The sequence below is a fragment of the Pseudomonas sp. HP_01 genome (assembly GCF_055284355.1).
In genome coordinates, this window is the sequence record NZ_JBTOPV010000006.1 from 58,494 (window position 1) to 84,717 (window position 26,224).

23 protein-coding genes and 2 pseudogenes are annotated in these 26,224 nt (G+C 61.9%); 12 read left to right on the forward strand and 13 right to left on the reverse strand.

Features of this window, described 5'->3' with window-relative positions; genetic code table 11:
* Window positions 1–8: 8 nt before the first annotated feature.
* Window positions 9–506 (reverse strand): annotated as a pseudogene (locus tag ACYAR8_RS05680) (methyl-accepting chemotaxis protein); the annotation flags it as partial.
* Between the two features lie 630 nt (window positions 507–1,136).
* Window positions 1,137–1,646 (reverse strand): annotated as a pseudogene (locus ACYAR8_RS05685) (MCP four helix bundle domain-containing protein); the annotation flags it as partial.
* A 257-nt stretch (window positions 1,647–1,903) separates the two neighbouring features.
* Here ACYAR8_RS05685 and ACYAR8_RS05690 point away from each other — a divergent pair.
* Both ACYAR8_RS05690 and ACYAR8_RS05695 read left to right on the forward strand, forming a co-directional pair.
* Window positions 1,904–2,263 (forward strand): hypothetical protein, encoded by a 360-nt coding sequence (locus tag ACYAR8_RS05690; RefSeq protein ID WP_463579315.1) that lies wholly within the window; start codon window positions 1,904–1,906, stop codon window positions 2,261–2,263.
* Window positions 2,264–2,281: 18 nt separating this feature from the next.
* The gene (locus ACYAR8_RS05695; RefSeq protein ID WP_463579316.1) at window positions 2,282–3,604 is read left to right on the forward strand and encodes an OprD family porin; all 1,323 of its coding nucleotides are present in this window, start codon (window positions 2,282–2,284) and stop codon (window positions 3,602–3,604) included.
* A gap of 219 nt (window positions 3,605–3,823) precedes the next feature.
* Here ACYAR8_RS05695 and ACYAR8_RS05700 read toward each other — a convergent pair whose 3' ends face one another.
* From ACYAR8_RS05700 to gcl, 3 genes are all read right to left on the reverse strand, one after another.
* Window positions 3,824–4,726, reverse strand: a complete 903-nt coding sequence (locus ACYAR8_RS05700; protein ID WP_463579317.1) for a 2-hydroxy-3-oxopropionate reductase — start codon at window positions 4,724–4,726, stop codon at window positions 3,824–3,826.
* Window positions 4,727–4,884: 158 nt separating this feature from the next.
* Entirely contained in the window at window positions 4,885–5,667 is a 783-nt protein-coding gene (gene hyi / locus ACYAR8_RS05705) for a hydroxypyruvate isomerase (protein ID WP_463579318.1), read from the reverse strand.
* A gap of 79 nt (window positions 5,668–5,746) precedes the next feature.
* The gene (gene gcl / locus ACYAR8_RS05710; protein WP_463579319.1) at window positions 5,747–7,522 is read right to left on the reverse strand and encodes a glyoxylate carboligase; all 1,776 of its coding nucleotides are present in this window, start codon (window positions 7,520–7,522) and stop codon (window positions 5,747–5,749) included.
* 108 nt (window positions 7,523–7,630) lie between these two features.
* On the opposite strand from gcl, the gene ACYAR8_RS05715 reads away from it, so the two are divergent.
* A complete protein-coding gene (locus tag ACYAR8_RS05715) occupies window positions 7,631–8,539 on the forward strand; it encodes a LysR family transcriptional regulator (RefSeq protein WP_463579320.1) in 909 nt (302 codons plus the stop codon).
* A 229-nt stretch (window positions 8,540–8,768) separates the two neighbouring features.
* Here ACYAR8_RS05715 and ACYAR8_RS05720 read toward each other — a convergent pair whose 3' ends face one another.
* Complete coding sequence (locus tag ACYAR8_RS05720; RefSeq protein WP_463579321.1) at window positions 8,769–9,533, reverse strand: 2-keto-4-pentenoate hydratase; 765 nt, start codon at window positions 9,531–9,533, stop codon at window positions 8,769–8,771.
* 139 nt (window positions 9,534–9,672) lie between these two features.
* Entirely contained in the window at window positions 9,673–10,584 is a 912-nt protein-coding gene (locus tag ACYAR8_RS05725) for a LysR family transcriptional regulator (protein ID WP_463579322.1), read from the reverse strand.
* A 222-nt stretch (window positions 10,585–10,806) separates the two neighbouring features.
* Here ACYAR8_RS05725 and ACYAR8_RS05730 point away from each other — a divergent pair, with 222 nt between their 5' ends.
* A complete protein-coding gene (locus ACYAR8_RS05730) occupies window positions 10,807–11,694 on the forward strand; it encodes a DMT family transporter (RefSeq protein ID WP_074883175.1) in 888 nt (295 codons plus the stop codon).
* A 137-nt stretch (window positions 11,695–11,831) separates the two neighbouring features.
* On the opposite strand, the gene ACYAR8_RS05735 is transcribed toward ACYAR8_RS05730, so the two are convergent.
* The gene (locus tag ACYAR8_RS05735) at window positions 11,832–13,115 is read right to left on the reverse strand and encodes an MFS transporter (protein WP_178086305.1); all 1,284 of its coding nucleotides are present in this window, start codon (window positions 13,113–13,115) and stop codon (window positions 11,832–11,834) included.
* A gap of 332 nt (window positions 13,116–13,447) precedes the next feature.
* Here ACYAR8_RS05735 and ACYAR8_RS05740 point away from each other — a divergent pair, with 332 nt between their 5' ends.
* The 5 genes from ACYAR8_RS05740 (at window position 13,448) to ACYAR8_RS05760 (ending at window position 18,060) form a co-directional block, all read left to right on the forward strand.
* Entirely contained in the window at window positions 13,448–14,131 is a 684-nt protein-coding gene (locus ACYAR8_RS05740) for a TetR/AcrR family transcriptional regulator (RefSeq protein ID WP_463579323.1), read from the forward strand.
* Window positions 14,132–14,309: 178 nt separating this feature from the next.
* Complete coding sequence (locus ACYAR8_RS05745) at window positions 14,310–15,077, forward strand: 3-hydroxyacyl-CoA dehydrogenase (protein ID WP_463579324.1); 768 nt, start codon at window positions 14,310–14,312, stop codon at window positions 15,075–15,077.
* Between the two features lie 16 nt (window positions 15,078–15,093).
* Window positions 15,094–16,305 (forward strand): acetyl-CoA C-acyltransferase, encoded by a 1,212-nt coding sequence (locus ACYAR8_RS05750; RefSeq protein WP_463579325.1) that lies wholly within the window; start codon window positions 15,094–15,096, stop codon window positions 16,303–16,305.
* An 84-nt stretch (window positions 16,306–16,389) separates the two neighbouring features.
* Window positions 16,390–17,163, forward strand: a complete 774-nt coding sequence (locus tag ACYAR8_RS05755; protein ID WP_074883191.1) for an enoyl-CoA hydratase — start codon at window positions 16,390–16,392, stop codon at window positions 17,161–17,163.
* 192 nt (window positions 17,164–17,355) lie between these two features.
* Window positions 17,356–18,060: a YebC/PmpR family DNA-binding transcriptional regulator gene (locus ACYAR8_RS05760; RefSeq protein WP_463579326.1), complete on the forward strand. Its 705-nt coding sequence runs from the start codon at window positions 17,356–17,358 to the stop codon at window positions 18,058–18,060.
* Between the two features lie 575 nt (window positions 18,061–18,635).
* Here ACYAR8_RS05760 and ACYAR8_RS05765 read toward each other — a convergent pair.
* Both ACYAR8_RS05765 and ACYAR8_RS05770 read right to left on the reverse strand, forming a co-directional pair.
* Entirely contained in the window at window positions 18,636–19,919 is a 1,284-nt protein-coding gene (locus ACYAR8_RS05765) for a leucine-rich repeat-containing protein kinase family protein (RefSeq protein WP_463579327.1), read from the reverse strand.
* A 91-nt stretch (window positions 19,920–20,010) separates the two neighbouring features.
* Entirely contained in the window at window positions 20,011–20,559 is a 549-nt protein-coding gene (locus ACYAR8_RS05770; protein WP_074883200.1) for a TetR/AcrR family transcriptional regulator, read from the reverse strand.
* A gap of 105 nt (window positions 20,560–20,664) precedes the next feature.
* On the opposite strand from ACYAR8_RS05770, the gene ACYAR8_RS05775 reads away from it, so the two are divergent.
* Window positions 20,665–21,870, forward strand: a complete 1,206-nt coding sequence (locus ACYAR8_RS05775) for an MFS transporter (protein ID WP_463579328.1) — start codon at window positions 20,665–20,667, stop codon at window positions 21,868–21,870.
* Window positions 21,871–21,876: 6 nt separating this feature from the next.
* On the opposite strand, the gene tspO is transcribed toward ACYAR8_RS05775, so the two are convergent.
* Together tspO and ACYAR8_RS05785 are read right to left on the reverse strand one after the other, a co-directional pair.
* On the reverse strand, window positions 21,877–22,317 hold the full coding sequence (gene tspO, locus ACYAR8_RS05780; RefSeq protein ID WP_074883205.1) for a tryptophan-rich sensory protein TspO: 441 nt from the start codon (window positions 22,315–22,317) through the stop codon (window positions 21,877–21,879).
* Window positions 22,318–22,413: 96 nt separating this feature from the next.
* The gene (locus ACYAR8_RS05785; RefSeq protein WP_463579329.1) at window positions 22,414–23,349 is read right to left on the reverse strand and encodes an aromatic alcohol reductase; all 936 of its coding nucleotides are present in this window, start codon (window positions 23,347–23,349) and stop codon (window positions 22,414–22,416) included.
* Window positions 23,350–23,396: 47 nt separating this feature from the next.
* Between ACYAR8_RS05785 and ACYAR8_RS05790 the strand changes: the two genes are divergently transcribed.
* Window positions 23,397–23,846 (forward strand): winged helix-turn-helix transcriptional regulator, encoded by a 450-nt coding sequence (locus ACYAR8_RS05790; RefSeq protein WP_463579330.1) that lies wholly within the window; start codon window positions 23,397–23,399, stop codon window positions 23,844–23,846.
* A 38-nt stretch (window positions 23,847–23,884) separates the two neighbouring features.
* Here ACYAR8_RS05790 and ACYAR8_RS05795 read toward each other — a convergent pair whose 3' ends face one another.
* A complete protein-coding gene (locus tag ACYAR8_RS05795; protein ID WP_074883214.1) occupies window positions 23,885–24,127 on the reverse strand; it encodes a hypothetical protein in 243 nt (80 codons plus the stop codon).
* A gap of 303 nt (window positions 24,128–24,430) precedes the next feature.
* Here ACYAR8_RS05795 and ACYAR8_RS05800 point away from each other — a divergent pair, with 303 nt between their 5' ends.
* Entirely contained in the window at window positions 24,431–26,026 is a 1,596-nt protein-coding gene (locus ACYAR8_RS05800) for a lactate dehydrogenase (RefSeq protein WP_463579331.1), read from the forward strand.
* Window positions 26,027–26,224 lie beyond the last annotated feature (198 nt).

A 26,224-nucleotide genomic window follows, 5' to 3' on the forward strand; every position in this document is an offset into this window, starting at 1 on the left:
TTGGGCGGTCAGACCTTGAAGAAGCTTACGCGGTCAGTGAGCACGTCGGCCAGGGTCGACAGTTCGCGACTGGAGAGTGCCACCTGATTGGAGCCGACGGCGGTTTCCAGTGCCGAATCGTGAATGCGGTTGATGTTGACGCTGACGTCATCGGCCACCGCCCGTTGCTGCGCGGCGGCGCTGGCGATCTGCGCATTCATGTCATTGAGCGCGCCGACTTCGTGGCGGATCTTCACCAGCGCGGTTTGCGCTTCGTGGGTCTGCTCGACGGTGCGCTGGGCCATTTCGCGGCTTTCGCGCATCAGGTCGGCGGTCTTCACCGCCCCCGTTTGTAACTGACCGACCATGTCGCGGATTTCCTGGGTCGACTCCTGGGTGCGGTTGGCCAGGGAGCGAACCTCGTCGGCGACCACGGCGAAACCGCGGCCCGCTTCACCGGCGCGAGCGGCCTCGATGGCGGCGTTAAGGGCCAGAAGGTTAGTGCGTTCGGCGATGGAGTTGATTACCGCCACTACGTTTTCGATGGCGCGGCTGTCGCTGGACACCTGGCCCACCGAATCCGCGGCGCTTTCCAGCTTGCGCGCCAGTTGATCCATTGCCTGCGCGGTCCCTTCGACCACGCGCTTGCCGTTCTCGACTTCCTGATCGGCGTTCTGGGTGGCATTCGCGGCCTGGTTGGCGTAGCTCGCCACTTCTTTTACGGTGGTGGCCATCTGATTGATCGCGGTCGCCATCTGTTGGGTTTCGCTGGCCTGCAGGCGCATTTGCTCGCTGTTGCTGTCGGAACTGGACAGCAGCTGGGCGGAGGAGTGGGTCAATGCTGCTGCGGCCGAGCGTACTTCGGTGATGGTGGCCGACAAGTGCAGGCTGGTCGCCTTGAGCGCGCCCATTACGCTGTCGGGGTAGGACGTTTCAATCTTGTCAGTGAGCTCGCCGGCCGCCAGACGACGGATGGACGCTGCAACTTGATGGGGTTCAGCGCCGAGGGTCGACTTGAGGCTGCGGATGATCAGCAGCGAGGCAATGATGCCCAGCACCACGGCGATGCCGGTGGACAGCAGCATTAGTGAAGCGAATTGCGAGGCCGTGGCCCGAACCGACGTGATGTGCCCGCCAATGGACGCTTCTTCGAGGTCGATCAGTGCGTTGATGCGGGCCAGCCAGTCCTTGTAGGCGCCGGACACTTGCTCCATCAGCAGCGTCTGGGCCTGATCGATCTCGCCTTGCTGGCGCAGCTTCAGCAGTTTTTTGGTCACGCTCAGCGCTGTGCGTTCGGCCGTCTTGATGTTGGCCAGCAGCTCTTGCTCACGGGGCGAAGCGCCCTTGGTTTGATAAATGCGGTCCATGGGCGCGGCGGAGGCTTGGTAAAGCCCGTCCAGGCGCTCGATGTCACGCAAGTGCGTGGCGAGCCCGGCGTCGTTGCGCACCAGCACGGCATCGCGCAGGGCAATGGCGCGGTCGTGGACGCTGCCGCGGAAGTTGATCGCGTAACGCTGTTTGACGCTAGCGTCCTCACTGACGTCGGTCAGGGCGGATTCCATCAAACCTACCCTGTTAACGCCTACTAGCGTCACGAGGATCATCAGCGCAAGGACAAGCCCGAAGCCCAACCCCAGGCGCTTGGCAATCGAAAGATCTCTGAACATAAGATGCACCTGAAATGGAGGCGTCCATGATATTGGAACGCTATTACTTGGTGCGCTTTATATCGGAGTTTTCAGGGCCTTGCGTAGAGAATTTACCTATGGAGGTAATAGCGTCCGTTGGTACTTACTGAGGGAATTTTTCTAACGTTTCGAGCTCCCGGCAAGTGGCTCCAACGCTTGACCTGAAGGCATAAAAAAAGCCACCGCACTGACGTGAGGTGGCTAAAAGTCTTACCAAAGGAATGATGAAGCGGAGCATGATTCAACTGCCTGACGCTGCGGAGTCATCCGGCAATCGAGTCGTGTTCTTCATCGCCGACGACGGTAACACCCGTTCAAAGATTTCGACCATTACGAACATTGATAGTGACTATCAAGACTGGTTGGGAACCGCGCCGGTCGGACAGTGCTACAAGATTTTCGCCCTTTGCGTGTGTGAATTACCGCAGGCAGTATGGGCATCAACAATAATCAATGTGCTCCTTTGGCTGGAACCGCCGTCCAGTCAATGGCATGTGTGTTTCGTTTCCATCTGCCGCAATGCCCGCTCCAGCGCTGAATCGTGTGAATGTAAAACAGTGCCCCGCTTCCAGGGGCGCGCACGCGCTGGGCTTTAATCGAGACAGGGGATAACAATGACTTTCGTAAAATGGAATCTGATGACGCTGGCGGTTTCGCTGGGTGTCAGTCAATTGGCAACGGCCGCGGTTGTCAGTGATCAATCGGAGGCCAAGGGCTTCGTCGAGGACAGCAGTCTGACTGTTCACCTGAAGAATTATTATTTCAATCGGGACAACAAGAACACCAAGGACGACAGCAAGGACTGGACCCAGGGCGTGCTGGGCAATTTCAGTTCCGGCTTTACCCAGGGCACTGTGGGTTTTGGCGTCGATGCCTACGGTTATTGGGGCTTGAAGCTTGATGGCGGCGGCGGGACCACCGGCACTGGCAACCTGCCCGTGGACAGCCATGGTAATCCCCAGGATGAATTCGGCACGGCCGGCGGGGCGCTGAAGATGCGCATCTCGAAAACCGAATTGCGCTACGGCAATCTGCAACCCCAGGCGCCGGTGTTTGCCGCAGGTGGCTCGCGCCTGTTCCCGCAAACCGCGACCGGTTTTAACCTGCTGAGCAGTGATATCGCTAACCTGGACCTTGATGCCGGTCATTTCACCAGCAGCAACGGCCCGGTCACGACCAACAATGATCACGGCATCTGGGCGGCGTATGCCAACGTTGAAGCCAGCAGCATTGATTACGCGGGCGGTAAATATGCGCTCAGCGATAACCTTTCGGTCAGCCTTTATGGTTCGGACCTCAAGGACGTCTGGCATCAGTACTACGCCAATGCCAACTACACGATGCCGATCTCTGATCAGCAGTCACTGAACTTCGACTTCAATATCTATCGCACCAATGACAGCGGTGCCGCCAAGGCCGGTGATATCAGCAACACGACCTGGTCGCTGGCCGCTGCGTATTCATTCCTGACCGCTCATACCGTGACCCTGGCGTATCAGAAAGTGCATGGCGACACGCCGTTCGATTATGTGGCTTTTGGTAATAACGGCGGGGGCGACACTGGCGATTCGATACTGTTGGCCAACTCCGTGCAGTACTCCGACTTCAACGGTCCGGGTGAAAAGTCATGGCAGGCGCGCTACGACCTGAACATGGCAAGTTACGGCGCGCCAGGGCTGAGTTTCATGGTTCGTTATATCCACGGTGATAACATCGACGGGTCCCATATTCCGTCGAACAGCACCTACACCGGATATGGCGATGACGGCGATCACCACGAAACCGACCTCGAAGCGAAGTATGTCGTGCAGTCCGGTCCGGCCAAGGATCTGTCCTTGCGCATGCGTCAGGCCTGGCACACCGCCAACGGCGATCAGCCTGATGGTGACGTCAAGGAATTTCGTTTGATTGCGGATTACCCGATCAATATTTTCTGATCGGGTGGCGGGGTGATTTAGAAACTCCGCTGTAGAAGAAGGCCAGGCTGTCCGCGAGGAGGCCTGGCTTTTTTTATTGACGTTTTTGCCGTGCCGGATGTGTCAGGACGGGCCTGTTCCCGGCTAAAGCCGGTCCCACAAAGTGTATGCCGCTGCTTTTAGTGGGATCGGCTTTAGCCGGGAAGAGGCCGGTATGGACGACACATCTCTCGATGCCCGTCAGTCAGGCCTGTGATCCCCGCGAATCGAAAAATTCGCCATGTGCTCCAGCCCCTTGATCAGCCCCGAGTGATCCCAGCCACTCCCATCCAACGCCGCGCAGGTGCTGAACACTTGCTGGGCGTTGGCGGTGTTGGGCAGATTCAGCCCCAGGTCCCGCGCGCCTTCGAGGGCCAGGTTCAGATCTTTCTGATGCAGCGCGATCCGGAAGCCCGGGTTGAACGTCCCTTTGATCATCCGCTCGCCATGCACCTCCAGAATCTTCGATGAGGCAAACCCGCCCATCAATGCCGCTCGCACCTTGGCCGGATCAGCGCCGTTTTTCGACGCAAAAAGCAGAGCTTCGGCCACGGCCTGGATGTTCAGCGCGACGATGATCTGGTTGGCGACCTTGGCGGTCTGGCCGTCACCATTGCCGCCGACCAGGGTGATGTTCTTGCCCATGGCCTGAAACAGGGGCAGGGCGCGTTCGAAAGTGGCCTGCTCGCCGCCGACCATGATGCTCAGCGTGGCCGCCCTGGCGCCGACTTCGCCACCCGACACCGGTGCGTCGAGGTACTGCGCCCCGGTTGCGTTGATCTTCTCGGCGAACCCTTTGGTCGCCGAAGGCGAGATCGAACTCATGTCGATGACCACGTTGCCGGCAGCGGTGCCTTCGCTCAGGCCGTACTCGCCGAACAGCACGTCGTTGACCTGCGGCGTGTCGGGCAGCATGACGATAACGAATTTCGCCTCTTGCGCCACCTCCCGCGGGTTGGCCAGCACCGTCGCTCCGCCGTCCACCAGTGACGCGGGCGGGGCAGCGAAATGCCGGGAAAGGATCAATTGATGACCTGCTTTCTGCAGGTTTTCTGCCATGGGCAAGCCCATGATGCCGGTGCCGATAAAGCCGATGTTAGCCATGAGATGTTTCCCTTGTTTGGAGGAGGCAGATGGGTTGCGTACATGCCTCAATGTTTCTCCCTGTAGGAGTGAGCTTGCTCGCGATTGCGATTTATCAGCCAACGCATGTCAACAGCCCACCGCAATCGCGAGCAAGCTCACTCCTACAAGAATCTTTATCAGATGAAATTATGGGTTTTCAGCCACCCAAGACCCGCCTCGGTGGTGGTCAGCGGCGTGTATTCACAACCGATCCAGCCGCGATAACCCAGCCGGTCCAGGTGCTTGAACAGAAAGCCGTAGTTGATTTCGCCGGTGCCGGGCTCGTGCCGGCCGGGGTTGTCCGCCAGTTGCACGTGGCGGATCGCCGGCAGGTGGTTTTCGAGGGTACGGGCCAGCTCGCCTTCCATGATTTGCATGTGGTAGATGTCGTATTGCAGGGACAGATTGCGGCTGCCGACCTTCTCGCGAATCGCCAGCGCCTGGGCCGTGGTGTTGAGGTAGAACCCCGGAATGTCCCGGGTGTTGATCATTTCCATGACCAGATCGATGCCTTGGGCTTGCAGACGGTCGGCGGCGTACTTGAGGTTGTCGACGAAGGTCTTCTCGATCAGCCCGTCGTCGAACCCCTCGGGCTTGATCCCCGCCAGGCAATTGATCCGGGTGTTGCCCAAGACCTTGGCGTAGGCGATGGCCAGGTCAACGCCGGCATAGAACGCCTCGACCCGATCGGGGTGACAGGCGATGCCGCGCTCACCGTTGGCCCAGTCGCCTGCCGGCAGGTTGAACAGCACTTGAGTCAGCCGGTTGCGGTCCAGCTCGGCCTTGATCTGGGCGGAACTGAAGTCATAGGGAAACAGGTACTCCACGCCGCTGAAACCGGCGTTGGCGGCGGCTTCGAAGCGTTGCAGAAACTCCACTTCGGTGAACAGCATCGACAGGTTGGCGCATAAACGGGGCATGACGTACTCCTTGTTCGTGCTCCGGGTTTTTGTTCCGGGTTCTTGTTATGAGCGCTTGTTTGAAGTAAGCCGAGCGCGATCAGTCCAGCAGGCTGACGGCGGTGGGGGCGTCGGCGCGGGTTTCGGCCAGCGACTCGAATTCGTTGATCGCATTGATCTCGGTGCCCATCGCAATGTTGGTGACGCGCTCGAGAATGATCTCCACCACCACCGGTACGCGGTGCTGCTGCATCAGGCGGGATGCTTGGGCGAAGGCGGCCTGCAGGTGCGCCGGGTCGAGCACGCGAATCGCCTTGCAGCCCAGGCCTTCGGCGACCGCGACGTGATCGACGCCATAGCCTTCCAGCTCAGGCGCATTAATGTTGTCGAACGCCAGCTGCACGCAGTAATCGATGTCGAAGTTGCGCTGGGCCTGACGGATGAGGCCCAGGTATGAGTTGTTCACCACCACGTGGATGTACGGCAGCTTGAACTGCGCACCGACGGCCAGTTCTTCGATCATGAACTGGAAGTCGTAATCCCCCGACAGCGCGACGACGTTGCGACCCGGGTCGGCCTTGACCACGCCCAGCGCCGCCGGGATGGTCCAGCCCAGCGGCCCGGCCTGTCCGCAATTGATCCAGTGACGCGGCTTGTAGACGTGGAGGAATTGCGCGCCGGCAATCTGCGACAGGCCGATGGTGCTGATATAGCAGGTGTCCTTGCCGAAATACTGATTCATCTCCTCGTACACCCGCTGCGGCTTGACCGGGATGTTCTCGTAATGGGTCTTGCGCTGCAGCGTGCGCTTGCGTTCCTGGCAGCTCGCAAGCCAGTGGCTGCGGTCCTTAAGCTTGCCGGCGGTGTGCCACTCCCGCGCCACTTCTATGAACATCGCCAAGGCTGCGCCGGCGTCGGACACGATGCCCAGATCCGGCGTCAACACCCGGCCGATCTGCGTCGGTTCGATGTCGACGTGGATGAATGTGCGCCCTTCGCTGTACACCGACACGGTGCCGGTGTGGCGGTTGGCCCAGCGATTGCCGATGCCCAGTACCAGATCGGACGCCAGCATGGTCGCGTTGCCGTAGCGGTGCGAGGTCTGCAGCCCGACCATGCCGGCCATCTGTGGGTGATCGTCGGGGATCGTGCCCCAGCCCATCAGCGTCGGGATCACCGGAATGCCGGTCAGCTCGGCGAATTCCACCAGCGCCTCTGACGCATCGGCGTTGATGATGCCGCCGCCGGCCACGATCAGCGGACGCTCGGAAGCGTTGAGCATCGCCAGGGCTTTCTCGATCTGCTTGCGGCTGGCCTGGGGCTTGACCACCGGCAGCGGTTCGTAGGCGTCGATGTCGAATTCAATCTCGGCCATCTGCACATCGAAGGGCAGGTCGATCAATACCGGACCGGGCCGACCGCTGCTCATCAACTGAAAGGCTTTCTGGAACACGTACGGCACCTGGCCGGGTTCCATGACCGTGGTGGCCCATTTGGCGACCGGTGCGGCGATGCTGGCGATGTCCACGGCCTGGAAGTCTTCCTTGTGCATACGTGCACGGGGCGCCTGGCCGGTGATGCACAGAATCGGAATCGAGTCGGCGGAGGCTGAATACAGACCGGTGATCATGTCGGTGCCGGCCGGGCCCGACGTGCCGATGCACACGCCAATGTTGCCGGCGATGGCGCGGGTGTAACCCTCGGCCATGTGCGAAGCGCCTTCGACGTGGCGCGCCAGCACGTGGTCAATGCCGCCGAGTTTCTTGAAGGCGGCGTACAGCGGGTTGATCGCGGCGCCCGGAATGCCGAAGGCGGTGTCAACGCCTTCGCGACGCATCACCAGAACGGCGGCTTCGATGGCTCTCATGACGGTCATTTGTTAGTCTCCCGAACTCGATAGTCTTTGTACGTAAACAGCCTGATTTGAATGCGATGCTTTGTGAATGGCTGTTTTTATCCGTTCTATCGGTATCTGGAGTATCGAATGGATCGCTATAGGGAATTGCGTAGCTACGTCTTGGTAGCCACCCGTGGCAGTTTCGCCGGAGCTGCGCTGGTGGAGGGCGTGACACCGGTGATCATGGGCCGGCGGCTCAGCGCGCTGGAGGATCGCCTGGGCGTAAAGCTGATTCATCGCTCGACGCGGGGCCTGACCCTGACCGATGCCGGCGAGTCGTACCTGGAAAATGCCAAGCTGGTATTGCAGTCGTTCGAGGAACTGGACGCCAGCATCAGCGAGAACGAAAGCAGCGTGCGCGGGCACCTGGTGGTCTCGGCGCCGGCAGGGTTTGGCCGTCAGCACGTCGCGCCCCACGCGCCCGAATTTCAGGCGCGGTTCCCGGATTTGCAGCTGTCATTCAACCTGACTGACAACGTGGTGGATCTGGTGCGCGAGGGCTATGACATGAGCATCCGCATCGGCGAGGTGCTCGACCCGAACTACGTTGCGATCAAGCTGTACGCCAATAAGCGTGTGGTCTGTGGCTCGCCAGCGTATTTCGCGGAGCACGGCTGTCCCCAGGCGCTTGAGGATCTGGCGCGGCACAATTGCCTGTCGTTCAACCTGCAAGGCGGGCAGCACCGGGGCTGGACCTTCCAGCGCGAGGGCAAGCCGGTGGCAATCAAGGTCGCGGGCAATCTGTATTGCAACGATGGGGAGCTGTTGTATGACTGGGCCAAGCGCGGGCTGGGCCTGAGCTGGCGGTCGACGTGGGAGATTCAGAACGAAGTGGAAAGCGGCGCGCTGGTCACCGTGCTGGATGAATTCGCCTTGCCCGGCTACGACATCCAGGGCGTGTACCCGCAGCAGCATTACCTGCCGGCGAAAGTGCGGTTTTTCATCGCGTTTCTGAAGGAGGTGTACAACCGCCCGGGGTATTGGCGGCAGGGATGAGCTGTCATCCCCTAGTCACCCAAATCAAAAGCTTCCCGGCTAAAGCCGGTCCCACAGGTCGTGCGCGGTCGGTAGGACCGGCTCCGGCCGGGAACAGGTCAGAAAGCATACGATGCTTTCAGCAGGACCCGCTTCAGCCGGGAAGGGGCCGTAACTGCCGCTAAAGATAGGCCGGATGCACCGACGTCTTCCCGGCTAAAGCCGGTCCCACCAATGGCGAGCGAGGCGGTTAAATCAACTCAACCGACACCGGTGGCAGCCCGCGTATCTCGCCAATCGCCAGACCCGGCCCGCGGGTCTTGTACATCCCGGTATAGGACCCGGTCGTGATCACCATCTCCGGCGTCACGCTCAGCCCGTTCTGCGTGTGGTGATTGACCAGCCACGGCAGCAGTCGCCGAGGGTCGCCGGCCGGATTGGCACCATCCCCCGGCACGATGTCTTCGTCACCATAGGTAAAGCTCAGCGCAGGCTCGACGAAGGGAAAGGTGGCGTCGTAATCAACGAATTCGCCAACAATCAGCGCCCCATGGTTGAGCAGGTCGCCCAAGGCGAGCAGCGGCTCGATCTTCGGCCAGGCGGCAAAGCGGCTCGACACCACTTCGATGGTCGCGCCCATGGTCTTGATGCTGCTCAACACTTCTTCATCCGAATACGCCTGATCGCGAGGGGTGAACTCGCGACCGAGACGAAAGGCGATCTCCAGCTCCAGGATTGGCGAGGGGTAGTCGACGCATTCAACTTGACTGCCGCTGGCGAAAATACCGTCGTCCGGCAGCAGCGCGCCATTGATTGGCCCGGTCGGCGACTTGGCGCCGACCTTCCAGCCGCCCACAGACGTTTCGCGCAGGCGCAGAATCTCGCGCTGCAGCGCGTAGGCACTGGCCGCATCGGCGGGCACGTGTTCAAGGCGGATTTCGGTGATTTTCTGACCGGCGCCCATGGCGGCAACGATCAATTCGGCAGTGTTCGCTGGGTGAGACGATGGATTCACGCGGATCTTCCTTCAGACAATTGATGGAAAGCGCCCCGGTTCCGTTGCCGATCAGGCGGGGGACGGCGGAGCCAGCGTGACTACTCTAACCCTATTTCAACCGCTCGGCAGAGGCTGGGCTGCGGACCCGTGCCCGCGCTCAAACTCGCCCGGCGCTGTACGCCAGGTCCGCGCGCAAACGCTGAACGCAGAAATCAACGAACGAGCGCACTTTGGACGACCCCCGTCGCCCCTCGACATAAACCACATACACCGGCATCGGCGTGACCTCGAAGTCTTCGAGCACGGCGCACAAGGTGCCCGCCTGCACCTGGCGGCGAATCTGATACGACGGCACCTGGGTCATGCCCCAGCCATCAATGGCGGCGTGGATGGAGGCAGTGAACGACGTCATCGACAGGCGCGACTGCACCTTCACTTCCTGGTGCTGGCCGTCGATGCGGAAGGTCCACGCGGGGCTGCGGCCGGTGATCATTACTGACACGGTTTCGCGCTCGATGAGTTCGTGGGGGTGCCGGGGAGTGCCATGGGCGGCGAGATAAGCAGGGGAGGCGCAGACCATGCGCCGGACGGTGCCGACCTGAATGGCGGTCATGGAGGAGTCGGGCAAGTCGCCGATGCGCACCGAGACGTCGATACCTTCTTCCAGCTGTCCGGCAATCCGGTCCATCAACAGGCCCCGGATCTGAACCTCGGGATGCTGACTCAGGTATTCCGTCATGACCGGCGTGACGTGCAGGTCGCCGAACACTTGCGGCGCAGTAATGGTCAGCAACCCGCGCGGCGCCGCATGAATGCCGGCGGCGGCGCTTTCGGCCTCGTGCAGATCGGCCAGCAAGCGTCGGCAATCGTCGGCGAAGCGCACGCCGGCTTCGGTCAGGCGCAACTGCCGGGTGGTGCGCACGATCAGCAAGGTGCCGAGCCGCGCTTCCAGTTGCGCAACGGCGCGAGTGACGGTGGCCGTGGACACGTTCAGGTTGCGCGACACCGCCGCGAAGCTGGGGCCTTCGGCAACGGCGGCGAAAAGGGTCATTTCCTGAATGCGGTCCACTGAGTGTCCGTTCCGAGCCAACGAGAGCCGCAGTCTGCGGCAAATCCGGGCGAGCGGAAAGGTCTGATCCAGACGGTCAGAAAAACACCCGGGCGGTCATGTTTGCTTGGTGCTCCGGCGACGCCTTCTATATTCTTGCTGACGCTGGACGCCTTGAACGAAAGCCGGCGCTCGACACGGCAAGGGACAGACCCGCATTCACGCACGGCCAAAGGAACGCAGATGAGCACCACCAGCACGCCGCTCTCCGGCGTCAACCAGCCCTTGAAAGGCATCGCACTGATCCTGTTTGCGACCTTTCTGTTCTCCAGTCATGACACGCTGTCCAAATACCTCTCCGGCATCTACCCGATCATGATGGTGGTCTGGGTGCGCTATGTGGTGCACACGGGGCTGATGGCGTGCATTTTCATGCCCTCGGCGGGCCTGCGCGTGCTGCGTACCAAGCGCCCGGGCTTGCAGGCGTTACGCGCGGTGTGTCTGCTGGGCACAAGTCTGTTGTTCACCAGTGGCCTGATGTTCATCCCCATCGCCGAAGCGACGGCGGTCAACTTTCTTGCGCCGCTGCTGGTCACGGCCTTGTCAGTGCCGCTGCTCAAGGAGACGGTCAGCCGCGGTCAATGGATCGCCGTGCTGGTGGGCTTCAGCGGTGTGCTGGTGATCGTGCATCCCGGGGGCGAGCTGTTCCGGCCGGCGGTGTTACTGCCGCTGGGCTCGGCATTCTGTTTCGCCTGCTACCAATTGCTCACCCGTCTGGTGGCGGCCCACGACAGCCCGACCACCAGCAACTTTTTCGCCGGGCTGTTTAACACCCTGTTGATGAGCGCCATCGTGCCGTTCTTCTGGCAGTCGCCGGAGTGGAAGCACATCCCGTTCATGCTGGCGCTGGGCACCTGCGGCATGGTCGCGCACTTGATGCTGACCCAGGCCTTCCGCTTCGCCGCGCCGGCCATGCTGGCGCCGTTTGGTTACTGCCAGATCGTCTTTGCCGGGCTGTGGGGTTACATCGTGTTCAACCACTCGCCATCCCTCGTGGCACAGGCCGGCATCGCGATCATCTGTCTCAGCGGTCTGGCGGCGGCGTGGCAACAGCGCAAAAAGGGCGGCTGAGGGAGCATCGCCCCGCGCAACGCCCCCTGTAGGAGTGAGCTTGCTCGCGAAGAGGGCGGGTCAGGCGCCTGAGGGGTGATGTACAAACCGGTTCACCAGCCAGTCGGCGCCTGCGGATTCAACCCACTTCTAACGGTTTACGGCGCCACCTCGCGCGGCGCCATGAAATACATCCAGATCAGCGCAATGAAGTACATCACCGGGATCAGGGTGAACAGCACGCTGTAGTTGTTGTGCGTCGCGGTCAGGACGGCGCCGACGATCTGCGTCATGAACATGCCGCCGATGGCCGCGCACATGCCGCCGAACCCGAAGACCGTGCTGATCATGTGCCGGGGCGTGTAATCCATGACCAGGCTCCAGATGTTCGCGGTCCAGGCCTGATGCGCGCCCACCGCCAGGGCGATGGCCGCCACGGCAACCCACAGACCGCTGGCGTTGGCGGCGAACACCACGCCAATGATCGTCAGCGCGAACACCAGCATCGACAGCAGGCGCGCGGTCATCGGGCGCATGCCCCGGCCGATCAGCCACGAAGACAGAATGCCGCCACCGACACTGCCGAAATCGGCGGTCAGCCAGATCAGCATGAGCGGGATGCCCATCTGCGTCACGCTGATGCCCAGGTTGTATTGCTGGTTCAGAAACGGCGGCAGCCAGTACAGGTAAAACCAGAACACCGGTGCGGTGAGGGCGTAGGCGATGGCGAAGGCCCAGGTGCCGCGCATCTTCAGGATGCGCGAGAGCGGTATCTTTTCCGCTTCAGGTTCCGTTTCAGGCTCGGCATCGCCGTTGATGTAGGCCCGCTCACTGGCGCGCACCGTCGGATGTTCGTGGGGGTTGAAATACGTCAGCCCCCAGGTGATGACCCAGACCAGACCCAGCGAACCCATGCAGATGAACGCCGCCTGCCAGCCCCATACGGTCAGGATCAGCGGCAACAAGGCAGGAGTGACCATTGCGCCGACGTTGGTGCCGGCATTGAAAAAGCCCGTGGCCACGGCGCGTTCGCCGGCCGGGAACCATAGCCGGGTGACCTTGACGCAGGCCGGGTAATTGGCCGCTTCGGTCAGGCCGAGAATGAACCGACAGACCATAAAGCCTGCGGCTGAAGTCGCCAGACCGTGGGCGCCGGTGGCGACGCTCCACAGCAGCACCGCGAGAAAGAACGCACGCTTGACGCCGACCCGATCAATGAAACGCCCTTGCAGCAGAAAACCGATGGCGTAACCGACCTGGAACCAGAAATTGATGTTGGCGTAATCCATCGCCGTCCAGCTCATCTGCGCCGCCAGGATCGGCTGCATCACGCCTAGCGCGGCGCGGTCGATGTAGTTCAGGGTGGTGGCGAAAAACACCAGTGCCAGCATGCCCCAACGGGTTTTGCCGACGGCCAGGGCGCTGCGGATCTTCTCGTTCATGCCGGCATGGGGATGCGCGGGGCGGGAGGTGGCCGGGGCAGGCGAAGCAGAAGGGGAACGCATAAGCATCAAGCCTGTTTTGGAATTGTTATGGTGGTGTCTGCGCTGTCAGGGCCTGGATTGGGCCCGCAAAGCGTCATGAAGCTAACCGGACGGTTCATTTCATCTGATGTCGCGTCCAGCGGCGCGAATAATCCCACGAACACCCGCCAGGTTCGAGCCTCATCGGTTCGAAGCGGGTGCCGACGTGTTGCTGCCCGACCCTTGCGGTCTGGTGAAACCCACGGGTGCAGCCCATAATCCCGCGATCCCACCGTGGTCGTGAGCCCCGCATGAAAACCGTTGACGACAGTCTCGTTGAAGCGCCCGCTGATGAAAGTCCCGAGCAGCCGCGCAAGTCCCGCAAGAACAATCCGGAAAAAACCCGCGACGACATCCTTCAGGCCGCCGTCGCCGAGTTCGTCGCCCAGGGGCTCTCTGGCGCCCGCGTCGATGCGATCGCCGAGCGCACGCAAACCTCCAAGCGGATGATCTATTACTATTTCAACAGCAAGGAGCAGCTGTACACCGAAGTGCTGGAGAAGCTTTACGGCGACATTCGCACCACGGAAAGCAGCCTTGACCTGGATGTGCTTGCGCCCGACGAAGCCATCAGGCGGCTGGTGGAGTTCACCTTCGATCACCACGACCGCAACGTCGATTTCGTGCGCATCGTCTGCATCGAAAACATCCACAACGGCGTCAACGTCAAACAGTCCCCGGCCATCCGCGAGCTGAGCCGGAATGTCTTGCAGGCGCTGGACCACACCTTGCGGCGCGGCGAGGAGGCCGGCGTGTTCCGGTCAGGCGTACAGGCTGTTGACCTGCACATGCTGATGAGCTCGTTCTGCTTCTATCGCGTGTCCAACCGCCATACGTTTTCCGAAATTTTCCAGATCGACCTGGAGGACCGAGCCGTCAAGGCGCGGCAGAAAGCGATGATCTGTGAGGCGGTCATGCGTTACCTGCTGCCCTAACCGGCCAAGTCCAACGCCACGCTTGCCTGAGGACCCAACGATGTCGCAACGCCCAACCGCGCGGATCGCCACTGGCCAAAACCGCCAGGCGGTCTGCGCGCTTTGACCATTGCCCATCGGCGCGGCAGAGCGGAGTATTTCGCCACTCCAACAAGAAAAGTGTAAGGACGACACAATCATGCAGATCGACGGCAAGGTATTTCTGGTCAGTGGCGGCGCGTCCGGGCTGGGTGCGGCCAGCGCACAGATGCTCATCGACGCAGGGGCCAGCGTGATGCTGGTGGACGTCAACGCCGAGGCGCTCGCGGCCCAGGTAGCAAAGCTGGGCAGCAAGGCCCGCGCCAGCGTCAGCGACATCACCCAGGAGAGCGCCGTTCAGGCCGCGGTGGACGCGGCGCTGAGTGCGTTCGGCCAGATCAACGGCGTCATCAACTGCGCAGGTATCGTCGGCGCCGAGAAAATCCTCGGCAAAGAAGGCCCCCATGGCCTCGACAGTTTCAGCCGGGTGATCAACGTCAACCTCATCGGCAGCTTTAACCTGCTGCGCCTGGCCGCCGTGGCCATCGCCGAAAGCACGGCCGATGCCGGCGGTGAGCGCGGGGTCATCATCAACACGGCGTCGGTTGCGGCCTATGACGGCCAGATCGGCCAGGCGGCGTATGCAGCCTCCAAGGGCGCCATTGTCAGCCTGACCTTGCCCGCCGCCCGTGAACTCGCTCGGTACGGCATTCGCGTCATGACCATCGCCCCGGGCATTTTCGAAACCCCGATGATGGCCGGCATGACCCCCCAGGTGCGCGAGAGCCTGTCCGCCGGCGTGCCATTCCCGCCACGCCTTGGCAAGCCCGAAGAGTACGCCGCGTTGGCGCGCCACATTATCGAAAACAGCATGCTCAACGGCGAAGTGATCCGACTGGATGGCGCCTTGCGCATGGCCGCTCGCTAATCGAGGAAACTCCATCATGTCTTTGAACAAACGCCAGACGTTGAACGACGACCCCGTGGTGATCGTGAGCGCTGCGCGCACGCCCACGGGCGCCTTTCAGGGCGATCTCAAAAGTCTGACCGCGCCGCAACTGGGCGCCGCCGCCATCCGCGCTGCGGTTGAGCGCGCAGGGATCGATGCAGCGCAGGTCGATGAAGTGCTGTTCGGTTGTGTGCTCCCGGCCGGACTGGGTCAGGCGCCGGCGCGTCAGGCGGCATTGGGCGCCGGGCTCAGCGACGCCACGACCTGCACCACGCTGAACAAGATGTGCGGGTCGGGCATGCAGGCGGCCATCCTCGGCCACGACATGCTACTGGCCGGCAGCGCCGACGTGGTCATCGCCGGCGGCATGGAGAGCATGTCCAACGCACCGTATTTGCTGGAGAAAGCCCGCAGCGGTTACCGCATGGGCCACGGCCAGATCATCGATCATATGTTTCTCGACGGCCTCGAAGATGCCTACGATCGAGGTCGACTGATGGGCACCTTTGCCGAAGAGTGCGCCGGGCTGGAAAATTTCAGTCGAGAGGCCCAGGACGGTTTTGCGGTCGCCTCGTTGACCCGGGCGCAGGAAGCCATGACGCGCGGCTGGTTCGACGCTGAAATCGTTCCGGTGGAAGTCACGGTCGGCAAGGAGCGCAAGACCATTCGCCAGGACGAACAGCCGCCCAAGGCGAAGCTGGACAAGATCCCTCAGCTGAAACCGGCGTTCCGCGAGGGCGGCACGGTGACGGCCGCCAACTCGAGTTCGATCTCCGACGGCGCTGCAGCCCTGATCCTGATGCGCCAGTCCGAAGCCCGGCGACGCGGGCTCACGCCGCTGGCGGTCATCCATGGCCACGCCGCCTATGCCAGTGAGCCCGGGCTGTTTCCGACCGCACCGGTAGGCGCCATCGACAAACTGATGAGCAAGACCGGCTGGTCCGTGGCTGACGTGGACCTTTTCGAGATCAACGAAGCGTTCGCGGTCGTTGCACTGGTCACCATGGCCCGCCTGGAGCTGCCCCATCACAAGGTCAACGTCCATGGCGGCGCCTGCGCATTGGGCCATCCCATTGGCGCATCGGGGGCAAGGATTCTGGTGACGTTGCTGTCGGCGTTGAAGCAGCGTGGACTGAAGCGAGGGGTTGCGGCGATCTGCATCGGTGGCGGCGAAGCGACTGCGATGGCCCTTGAACTTGTCGTTTGATATCAATGCCTTAAGCCATGTTTTGCATCTTGATTCTGTGAATGCGGCTGTTTGGCTCACGAAATAGAAAAGGTTTATAAAACAATGAATTACATGACAATCCTAAAAGAAGTCAGAGGTCGTGTTGCGCTCCTGACCCTTAATCGCCCAGAGGCGCTCAACGCCCTGAATGCGCAGCTCATCAGCGAACTCAATCACGCCCTTGATGAACTGGAACGCGATCACGGCATCGGCTGCATCGTCCTGACCGGCTCGGCGAAAGCTTTTGCTGCCGGGGCTGACATCAAAGAAATGGCCGAGCTGAAGTACCCGCAGATTTATCTGGACGACCTGTTCAGCGACAGCGATCGGGTGGCCAATCGCCGCAAGCCGATCATTGCTGCCGTTTCGGGATTTGCCTTGGGCGGCGGCTGCGAGCTGGCGCTGATGTGCGACTTTATTCTGGCGGCGGACAACGCGCGCTTCGGTCAGCCGGAAATCAAGCTGGGCGTGCTGCCGGGCATGGGCGGGACCCAGCGCCTGACCCACGCGGTCGGCAAGGCCAAGGCCATGGAAATGTGCCTGACCGGGCGCCTGATCGACGCCGTCGAAGCAGAGCGTGCCGGGCTGGTGGCGCGCATCGTGCCGCAAGAGCAGTTGCTGGATGAGGCGCTTAAAGTGGCAGCCGGCATTGCGGCGAAGTCGTTGCCGGTGGCCATGATGGTCAAGGAAAGCGTGAATCGCGCCTTTGAAGTCAGCCTGGCCGAGGGGATTCGCTTCGAGCGCCGGGTGTTCCATGCGGCGTTTGCCAGCGAGGACCAGAAGGAAGGCATGGCGGCGTTCATCGAGAAGCGCGAGCCGGCGTTCAAGCATCGCTGATTCAGGTCAGGGCGGTGGCGCGTCTCAGGGGTGTCTTCTTACGCCAGCGTGTATAAAATGCGCCGGTCGCCGCGGTTCAGCCCCGGCCTGTCATTATCGATCCCCCTATTTTCAGCGTTTATCGTCATCGGCCCGGCGTGCAGGATGCGTCGGATCCGAGCGATTTATCGCCACCGGAACAAGAGAGCAATCATGGGCGCACAGTGGAAGGTCAAACACAAAGAAGCGGCAGCCAACGCCAAGGGGCGTATTTTCGGCAAGCTGTCCAAGGAAATCATGATTGCCGCGCGCTCCGGCGCTGACCCCGACATGAACGCGCGCCTGCGTCTGGTGGTCGAGCAGGCCAGGAAGGCTTCGATGCCCCGCGAAACCCTCGAACGCGCCATCAAGAAAGGCGCCGGTTTGCTCGGCGAGCACGTTCACTTCGAGAAACTCACCTACGAAGGCTTCGCGCCGCACAAAGTGCCAGTCATCGTTGAGTGCCTGACTGACAACATCAACCGTACCGTGTCCGAGATCCGCGTGCTGTTCCGCAAGGGCCAGCTTGGTGCCGAGGGTTCGATTACCTGGGATTTTGATCACCTGGGCATGATCGATGCGGCTGCCGCATCACCCGAAGCGGACGCCGAGGAAGCCGCCATCGAAGCCGGCGCCCAGGACGTTGAGCAAGGCGAAGAGGGCGTTGCGACGTTTTACACCGACACCACCGACCTCGACGCCGTATGCAAGGCACTGCCTGAGTTTGGTTTCACCGTTGAATCCGCCAAAATCGGCTACCGCCCGAAAAACCCGGTTGAAGGCCTGAGCGAAGAGCAGATGGCCGAGGTCGAAGCCTTCCTCGAAGCGATCGACAGCCACGATGACGTGCAAAACGTGTACGTCGGTCTGGCCGGATAAGGCTGACTGACCCGGTCCCAGTGGCACACCGCGGGCTTTTAGTGGGACCGGCTTTAGCCGGGAATGCGTCGATGGGCACACTGAGAAATCTAGGGCGTCGATGCTGGCCTCTTCCCGGCTGAAGCCGGTCCCACAGGTTGTGCGGCGTCCTCTGGATCGGGTCTCGCTGACACGCCCCCATGCATTGCATGGTTCTGACTGGCACACCCCGTGCGTTGCGCGGTTCTGACTGGCACACCGGGTGCGTTGTATGTGGCTGACTGGCACACCGCGGGCTTCTAGTGGGACCGGCTTTAGCCGGGAATGCGTCGGTGGGCACACGGAGAAATCCAGGGCGTCGATGCTGGCCTCTTCCCGGCTGAAGCCGGTCCCACAGGTTGTGCGGCGTCCTCTGGATCGGGTCTCGCTGACACGCCTCCATGCATGCATGGTTCTGACTGGCACACCGCGGGCGTTGTGTGTGGCTGACTGGCACACCGGGTGCGTTGTATGTGGCTGACTGGCACACCGCGGGCTTTTAGTGGGACCGGCTTTAGCCGGGAAGGGGCCGGTCGTCACACCCAAGTCTTCAGGGTTTAAAACTGCCTGTCTATCTCCGCAAACCCGGGTCGCAGCATCACCTGCGCCTGCACGCAACGCTGCTCCAGCGCCCGTAGCGCTGCAGTCTGCGAATCGCTCTCCGGGCAGCAATCCAGCAATTCTCCCAGCAATACCCCGAACGCCCGGACTTCAATGCGTTCCAGCCTTCGTCCGGTTTCTTCATCCGGGTAAAACGCCGCCGCGCCGAAATCCCCCAGCAGGCTATCCCCATCCTCGTTCCAGAGGATGTTGTGACCGTACAGGTCGCCGTGGTTGATGCCATGGGCGTGCAAATGGGCGCACGCCGCTGCAATTCCGGCAGCCATTCGCTTCACGGTCGAAACGCTCAGCCGCGTGCCGGCATAGGTGTCACGGGTGCAGGTTTCTAGGGTCGGCGGGCGTGCGAGGGTCACGAAAGAAGGCGAAATCAGCTCCATCACCAGGCCGCGAGCGCCCTGCGGATGGTCCTGAATTTGCCCGAGCACCGGAATCAGATGAGCATGACGGCCCGCCGCAATGCAGGCCTGCATCTCGTTCAACGGCGAGCCGTCGCTGGTGACGTCGCCTTTGTACAGCTTCACGGCAACGTCCAGCGCCGACGCGTCGGCATTCGGGCGCCACTGCGCTTGCTGAATCACTCCGGAAGCCCCTTCGCCCAGCACCTGTTGCAGCGCCAGTTGCGGCCACGGAATCTGCCGGATCGGCGCTTCGGTGTGGATGTCGTTCAGCGGATTGCCGGCAAAAGCCAGCCACGCGAGCGCCGGCATTTCCAGCAACCAGCGCGGTAGTTCATGGAGGTCGTTGACCGCGATCCGCACCAATTCCAGGCGCTGGCAGCGGGCCAGTGATTGCGGCAGTTGCCGCAGCCGGTTGCCCGCAAGCATGACCTTCTGCAAGTGCGCACAGTCGCCGATGGCTTCAGGCAGGTTCTCGATGCAGTTGTCGGTCAGCACCAGCGAGCGCAGCGAGGGTGGCAACGCGCTGGCGGGAACATCCACGATCTCACAGGCCTTGAAGCCGACGAAGAACAGCTGCTCGCACAGGCCTAGGCATTCCGGCAGGCGGGTAAAAGGATTGTTGGAGCAGAACAGGATCTTCAGGCGCTTGAGACGGTGCAGGTCGGCGGGCAATTCGGTCAGCCGGTTGCCGCTGAGGTCCAGCACTTCCAGCGAATCGGCGAGGCTGAATATCTCCTCGGGGAATTCAACGAGGTCGGCGCTGAGGTTGAGCCGCGTGATGCCTGCCAGTTTGCCGGCACGCAGGTCTGCAAGGGTGTGCATGGGGGGAAGGGCGCCTGTGATCGATGGCCGTCCATGATACCCAGTCGTCGCGGCCGATGCTCGTTCGGCCGCGAGCACAAGTGGCGAAGGATCAGCTCAGGCAGCGATCCAGCAACTGATGCATGCGCTCAAGGGACGGTGCCGATTCGGCGTACAGAATGCGATAGACCATGGGCGCGACAACGGCATCGACCAGTTCATCCGCTGAAGGACTCTGTTCACCGCGGTCCCGGGCGCGGTCGATGATGATCTGCAGTTGATCGCGGACCATGTTCAGGCACTTGCCCGAGCAGAGGGTCGCGCTACTGGAAACCACGTCGCGCATCATCTCGCGGCCGGGCGCCGAATTGGTTTCTTCGAGATAGACCTCGACCCAAGTGCGCAGATCGTCGCGCAGGTTGCCGCAATCCACCGGCTCGTCGGGGCGCAGACGCTCGACAGCGGCGTCGGCCAGCAGGGAAGTCAGGTCGCCCCAGCGCCGGTAAATGGTGGACGGCGTCACACCGGCCCGGGCCGCAATCATGGGCACGCTGAGGGCCGAACGCTCCTGCTCCTGAAGCAGATCGCGAACCGCCGCGTGAATCGATGTCTGCACCCGGGCACTGCGGCCGCCGGTGCGAATGCCTTCTTTGATAGCCATGCTGCGGACCCTAACACAAAGTATTTGCTTTAAGCAGACGCTGCTCGCACACTGCTAAAGCTAATTAATAGCTTTTGTGGTGTGCTTTTTCGGGAGAGTGTACTCGTGTCTGATTCTTTGCAGAACCCGCAAGTCGATGGTCGGGGGCGGAGCCACTTGGGTTTTCTGGCTTTTGTGCTGCTGTGTTTCTTCGCCGCGTCCAGTGCGCCCACGCCGCTTTACCACCTCTATCAACAAGCGTGGGGTTTTTCCTCGGCCCTGTTGACGGTGATTTTCTCGGTGTATGCCCTGAGCCTGCTGGCGACGCTGCTGGTGTTCGGCTCCCTGTCGGATTACCTCGGCCGCCGCCCGGTGATCTTTATCGGGCTGCTGCTGGAGATCGTCTCGATGCTGCTGTTCATCGCCGCCACCGACGTCATCTGGCTGATCGTCGCGCGAGTGCTGCAAGGCGTGGCGACGGGCATTGCGACCAGCGCGCTGGGTGCTGCAATGCTCGACAGCGATGCGCAGCAGGGTCCGCTGCTCAACAGCATCACACCGATGTTCGGCATGGCGCTGGGCGCCCTCGGCACCAGCGCACTGGTGGAGTACGCGCCGCTGCCCATGGGCCTCGCCTATGGCGTGCTTCTCGCGGCGTTTGTGGGTCAGGCGATGTATCTGTTGCGGATCGCTGAAACGGTGACGCCGCAGCCGGGCGTGCTGAAAACCCTGCGGCCGCGGCTCGGCGTACCTGCGCAGGCGAGGGGGACGTTGTTGCTGGTGCTGCCGGCCGACATCGCCGCCTGGGCGCTGGGCGGATTCTTCCTGTCGCTGGCACCGTCGCTGCTGACGGCTGCGACCGGGTCGAGCTCAGTCCTCAACGGTGGTTTTGCCGTTGCAGCGCTGACCCTCAGTGGCGCGATTTCGATCCATAACCTGCGTCTGCGCGCGCCCCGTCTGGCCTTGTTGGTGGGCTGCAGTTTTCTCGCGGTCGGGGTTTCAGTGATTCTGGCGGCGGTGAATCTGGGCTGGTTGTGGCTGTTCTTTACCGGCGCGGTGGTGGCGGGGATCGGCTTCGGGGCGAGTTTCCTCGGCGCCCTGCGCCTGTTGCTGCCGCTGGCCCACGCCCACGAGCGGGGCGCGTTGATGGCGGCCTTCCTGGCCCTGAGTTACCTGGCGTTCTGCATTCCGGCGCTGCTGGCCGGTGTGTCGATCAAGACGGCTGGGCTGGTGACCACCACCAATGTCTACGGTGGAGTGGTGGTCTTGCTGGCGGTGTCGGCGCTGGCCGGTCTGCTGATTCAGCAAGCCGGCCGGGCCAGGGCTGGCTGATTCGCCTTACCGGTTATGACGCAGGATCGAGAAGTTCAGGGCCGCCGCCACGGTCAGCCAGACCAGATACGGAAACAGGATCAGCCCGGTGATGAGGTCCAGCTGGATCCCCAGCACGACCATGGCGGCCACCACCAGCCACAGCAGCGAGATGATGATCATGCCCGCCATCAGACGGCGAGCGCCGAAGAATACGGGCGTCCACAGGGTGTTCAGGGCAATCTGCGCGGCCCACAACGCCAGCACGGTCTGGCTGCCAGGGATCAGAGTCAGGCGATAACCGGCCCAGGCCAGCAGCAGATAAATCGTTGTCCAGGCCACCGGAAACAGCCAGTTGGGCGGGGTGAAACGTGGCTTTTGCAGCGACTCGTACCAGCTGCCGGGTTTGAAAATGATGCCGGTGCTGGCCGCCGCGCAGCAGGCGATAAGAAAAATATAGAAGGTCATGTGGGGTCCTTTGCTGAAACCATTAAAGTGCGGGCCGTGGGGCCGTCTCGGCATTGGATGCTTATGCGCCGGAAAAATCCTGCCTGTGTGCACAGATTAACTTCGCGGCAGGTGCGCGCGTGCCCAACCCTCGGCATCAGTGACCGCGATAGCCTGCTGGCCATTGAAGGTCTGCGCCACGTTCCACGCCACGCCTTGCCCCAGGGCGAACACCGCCCGGTACTTGCGCAGGTTGTCGTCGGGCATTTCCTCAAGGGCCGCCCGTAACTGCTGCACGCTGGAGGCTCGGCGCTCGAATGTCCGTCCGGTGACGCGCTCAAGCAGGTCAGCCAGGTCGCCGTAGGTGAGGGTATCGCCAGCGGTATACACCACTTGATTGATGAAATGCGGGCGGTGAAGCACGATGGCGGCGGTGAGGTTGCCGATGTCTTCCGGCGTTGTCACCGTGACCGCCGTGTCCAGGCTGCCCAGTGCATTGACCCGGCCGCCAGGCAGATCAACGACTCCGAACGCCGGATCGAACAGGAAGCTGGTGAACATGCCGGTGGAAATGATCAGCCATTCGGTTCGGGACTGAGTGCGCAGCAGGTCGCGCACATCCAGTTGCTCGTCGAACAGGTCCTGGGGGCTGCCACGCCCGATCACGTCGTAGTCGACGCCGAACTGCCAGGGAATGTAGCGTTTGACACCTGAGGCGAGGGCGGCCTGCGTCAGCTTGCGCTGGGTACCTCGGCCGGCGCCAAAGCCCACGCAACTGATCACCGTGTCGTAGCGGCTGAGTACCGCAGCAAGTTCCGCCACCGACGCCACGGCGATGTCCGCCACCTCAATGGCCACACCCAGGGACTTGATCGCAGCTATTTCCTTTTGCTTTTCCGGGCAGCCATTTTCGACGCTGGCCTGACGCAACAGCACGCTCACGCCCGCCGATTCGGCAGACCGGGCCCCGAGGCCGCGCAGCACCGCGAGCCCCAGTTCGCCGGCGCCAAGGACCAGAATGTGTTGTTTGACGTTTGAAATATCAGCCTGCATGGTGAACCCCTGTTTGACGCACTTAACGTGAGGCTGGGGATCTTGTCATGGACATCAGCGGGCAAAAAGTAGGCACAGCGGTGATACCGAGCGGGCTGGATGCGCAGGAAATCGTGCGGCGTTCGCAGAGCGCCTGTCGGGCACTCAGCGACGATGAAGACGGCCTCAAGCGCGATATTCTCGGCCACTCCGGCAACCGATGGTCACTGGGTGTGGTGCATGCGCTGGGCGTGACCAGCCCGTTGCGCCACGCCGAGCTGCGTCGCCAGCTGCACGGCGTCACCCAGCGCATGCTCACCCACACCCTGCGCCAGCTGGAGCGCGACGGGCTGATCAGTCGCCATGACTTCGGCGAGAAACCGCTGCGGGTGGAATATGCACTGACGGAGCTGGGCATGGGCTTGCTGGTGCAGATGATCCCGTTATGGACCTGGGTGGTCGAGCAGGCGGAAGGTTTTACAGCGGCGCGCCGACGGTATGACGGAGCACCCGCGTGAGGTTCGAGTGAGGGAGTCGGCGAGCAGTCGGGTCAGGATCAGTTGGCCAATTGGCTGAGCCGTTCTTGCACGGCGTCGTCGAAGATCATGTACAGGGTTTCAACATCGGCCGGGCGCAGACGTCTGCTCGTCTCCAGGCTAAGAATGAAACTGATCTCCATGGCGGCCTCCCGTTCGAGGTCCTCCTTGGTGGTGGCGGCGTTCAACGCACGCACCAGATCGTCGATCGCACCTTGAATGGGTTTGGGAAGCCGAAGTGCAGCGATTCGCTCTTGGGGCATTGCTCAGTCCTGGGGGTGTCGGGTTATGCGGCGAACCGAAAGGCATAAAGCCCTGGAGCCTGGGATCGGGGCGTATTGTGGCCGAGTTACGGCGCAGATCCCACCAGCGGAAACAAAATAGTGAAATGGCACGCCTTGTCCTTGTCGCTTTTAACCCATGCTGCGTTCAACAGCGTCACCAAAGGCGATTGATTTTTATCCCTTGGTAGCCCGAATGCCTCGGGTTTGTATCGCTCAAGTTACAAAGGCGTCCGCCGACACCCTGTTCAGGAAGTCTATTACTCACTTGAACAGGGAAGTGCCATGTCAGCGATTTCTTCGGTCAGCTCAGCCGCGCAGTTGATGCCGGTGATCAAACCGGCGGCCACCGTCGCGCTCAATGACAATGCCGCTGCTGGCATCACCACCGCCACGCCGTCGTCCGTCGTGATGCTCGGCCAGGACGACAAGGTCAGCGCCCCGTTGATCTACAACGTCCGTGGGCTGATGCCTGACGCCAGCGTACCGCCCGCCTGGGAGTACACCCGCCAGGACAAAGTCTCCCTGGCGATGATGGGTAATTTCGGCACCTCCTCCACAGCGGGTCGCTTCCAGGGCCTGGGCGCGACGCTGCTCAGTCAGTTGGCCCAGACCGGCCAGAATATTTCCCAATCGGTGCTGCGCTCGACGACCGGCAAAGCATTGGAGCCTGCAGAGCTCGCTGCCGCCCAGGACCGCCTGCACAGCAATCCGGCCAACAGCATCAGCCTGACCCTGAAAACCGCCAGCGGCAAAACCATCGAGCTGAGCCTCTCGAGTCAGGACGACGGCCTGGCGGTGCAGGCCCAAGTGAGCGGCGGCGACCTCAGCGACGACGAGCTCAACGCGCTGAATGCCATGGCGGACGGTTTTCAGTCAGCCATCGACGGCCTGACCTCCAAACCGCCGACCCTGAAACTCGACGCCCTGACCCATTTCTACGCCAAGGCCTTCGCTTCCGTTGATTTGAAAAGCAGTTTTAAACTCGAAGACGGCAGCGCCCAGACCCTTGAACTGCACGCCGACGCCGACCAGCGTTCGGTGCGCATGAGTGGCGCGCTGGGTAATCTCGACCTTTCGGTGGACCTGAAAAACGCGGCCATTCGGGGTGACAGTGCTCAGCAGGCGAAAGCGCTGGACGGCTATGTCAGCCAGATCGAGGCGGCGCGCAAGCGTGGCGACGGCGACGCACAGTTGCTGTCGATGTTCGAGGACGCGTTCAAAACGCTGCACTCCAACTACCCGGACACCCGCGTCTCCACGGCGGCGCAGACGGTGAGCTCGATCGAACTGACGGACACCGATCACGGCCTGTTGACCGGCCTCGGCGACTTCAGCGCATCGGTCAGCGAGAAGAGCGTGGAGGGCAATCCGGGCCGCCCAGGCGAGCTGGACAGCTTCGCCTACACCCTGTCGCAGACGACCCAGTCCAAAGGCCGCGACCAGATGAACCGGACTATTGTCCAGGATCAGCAATCCCAGCTGACTGCCAGCTATCACAAACCGCTGCCAGGCGGGCAGAAGCTGGCGTTGAGCACCGACCCCACCACGCAGAATTACCTGTATTACCAGATCAGCGACCAGGCGAGCAGCAAAGCCAGCATCGGCTATAAAAAAGGCGAACTGGTCGATGCGACGCTGAGCCAGTCCGCCAGCCAGTCGACGCGCATTGCCAAGTACGTGATGGGTCGCCTGGAAAAAGACACCCACACGCCGGTGTCCACCTCCAGGACCCAGAGTTTCCTCAGCGTACTGCAGCAGGCCTTGCAACAGGACAAAGAGGCGAAGCAGGGCCGTGGCACGTCGACCCTGAAAGACACGCTGGCCGGCATTCACGCCAAGGTGTTGCTGCAGAGCGAGCCGTCGAAGCTGAACGGCTGATAGCGGTATAGCCTCAGTTTTGCAGCGCGCCGTCCGCCGCTTTCCCGGCTAAAGCCGGTTCCACCAAGGGCGCGCCGTTCCTGACATTGGGACACTGCCAGAACCATTGGCCGCGCACGATGCTTTTAGTGGGACCGGCTTCAGCCGGGAAGGGCCCAGTGTGATCAGCCGCAGATTCTGGCCGTGCTCCGGCGGCTC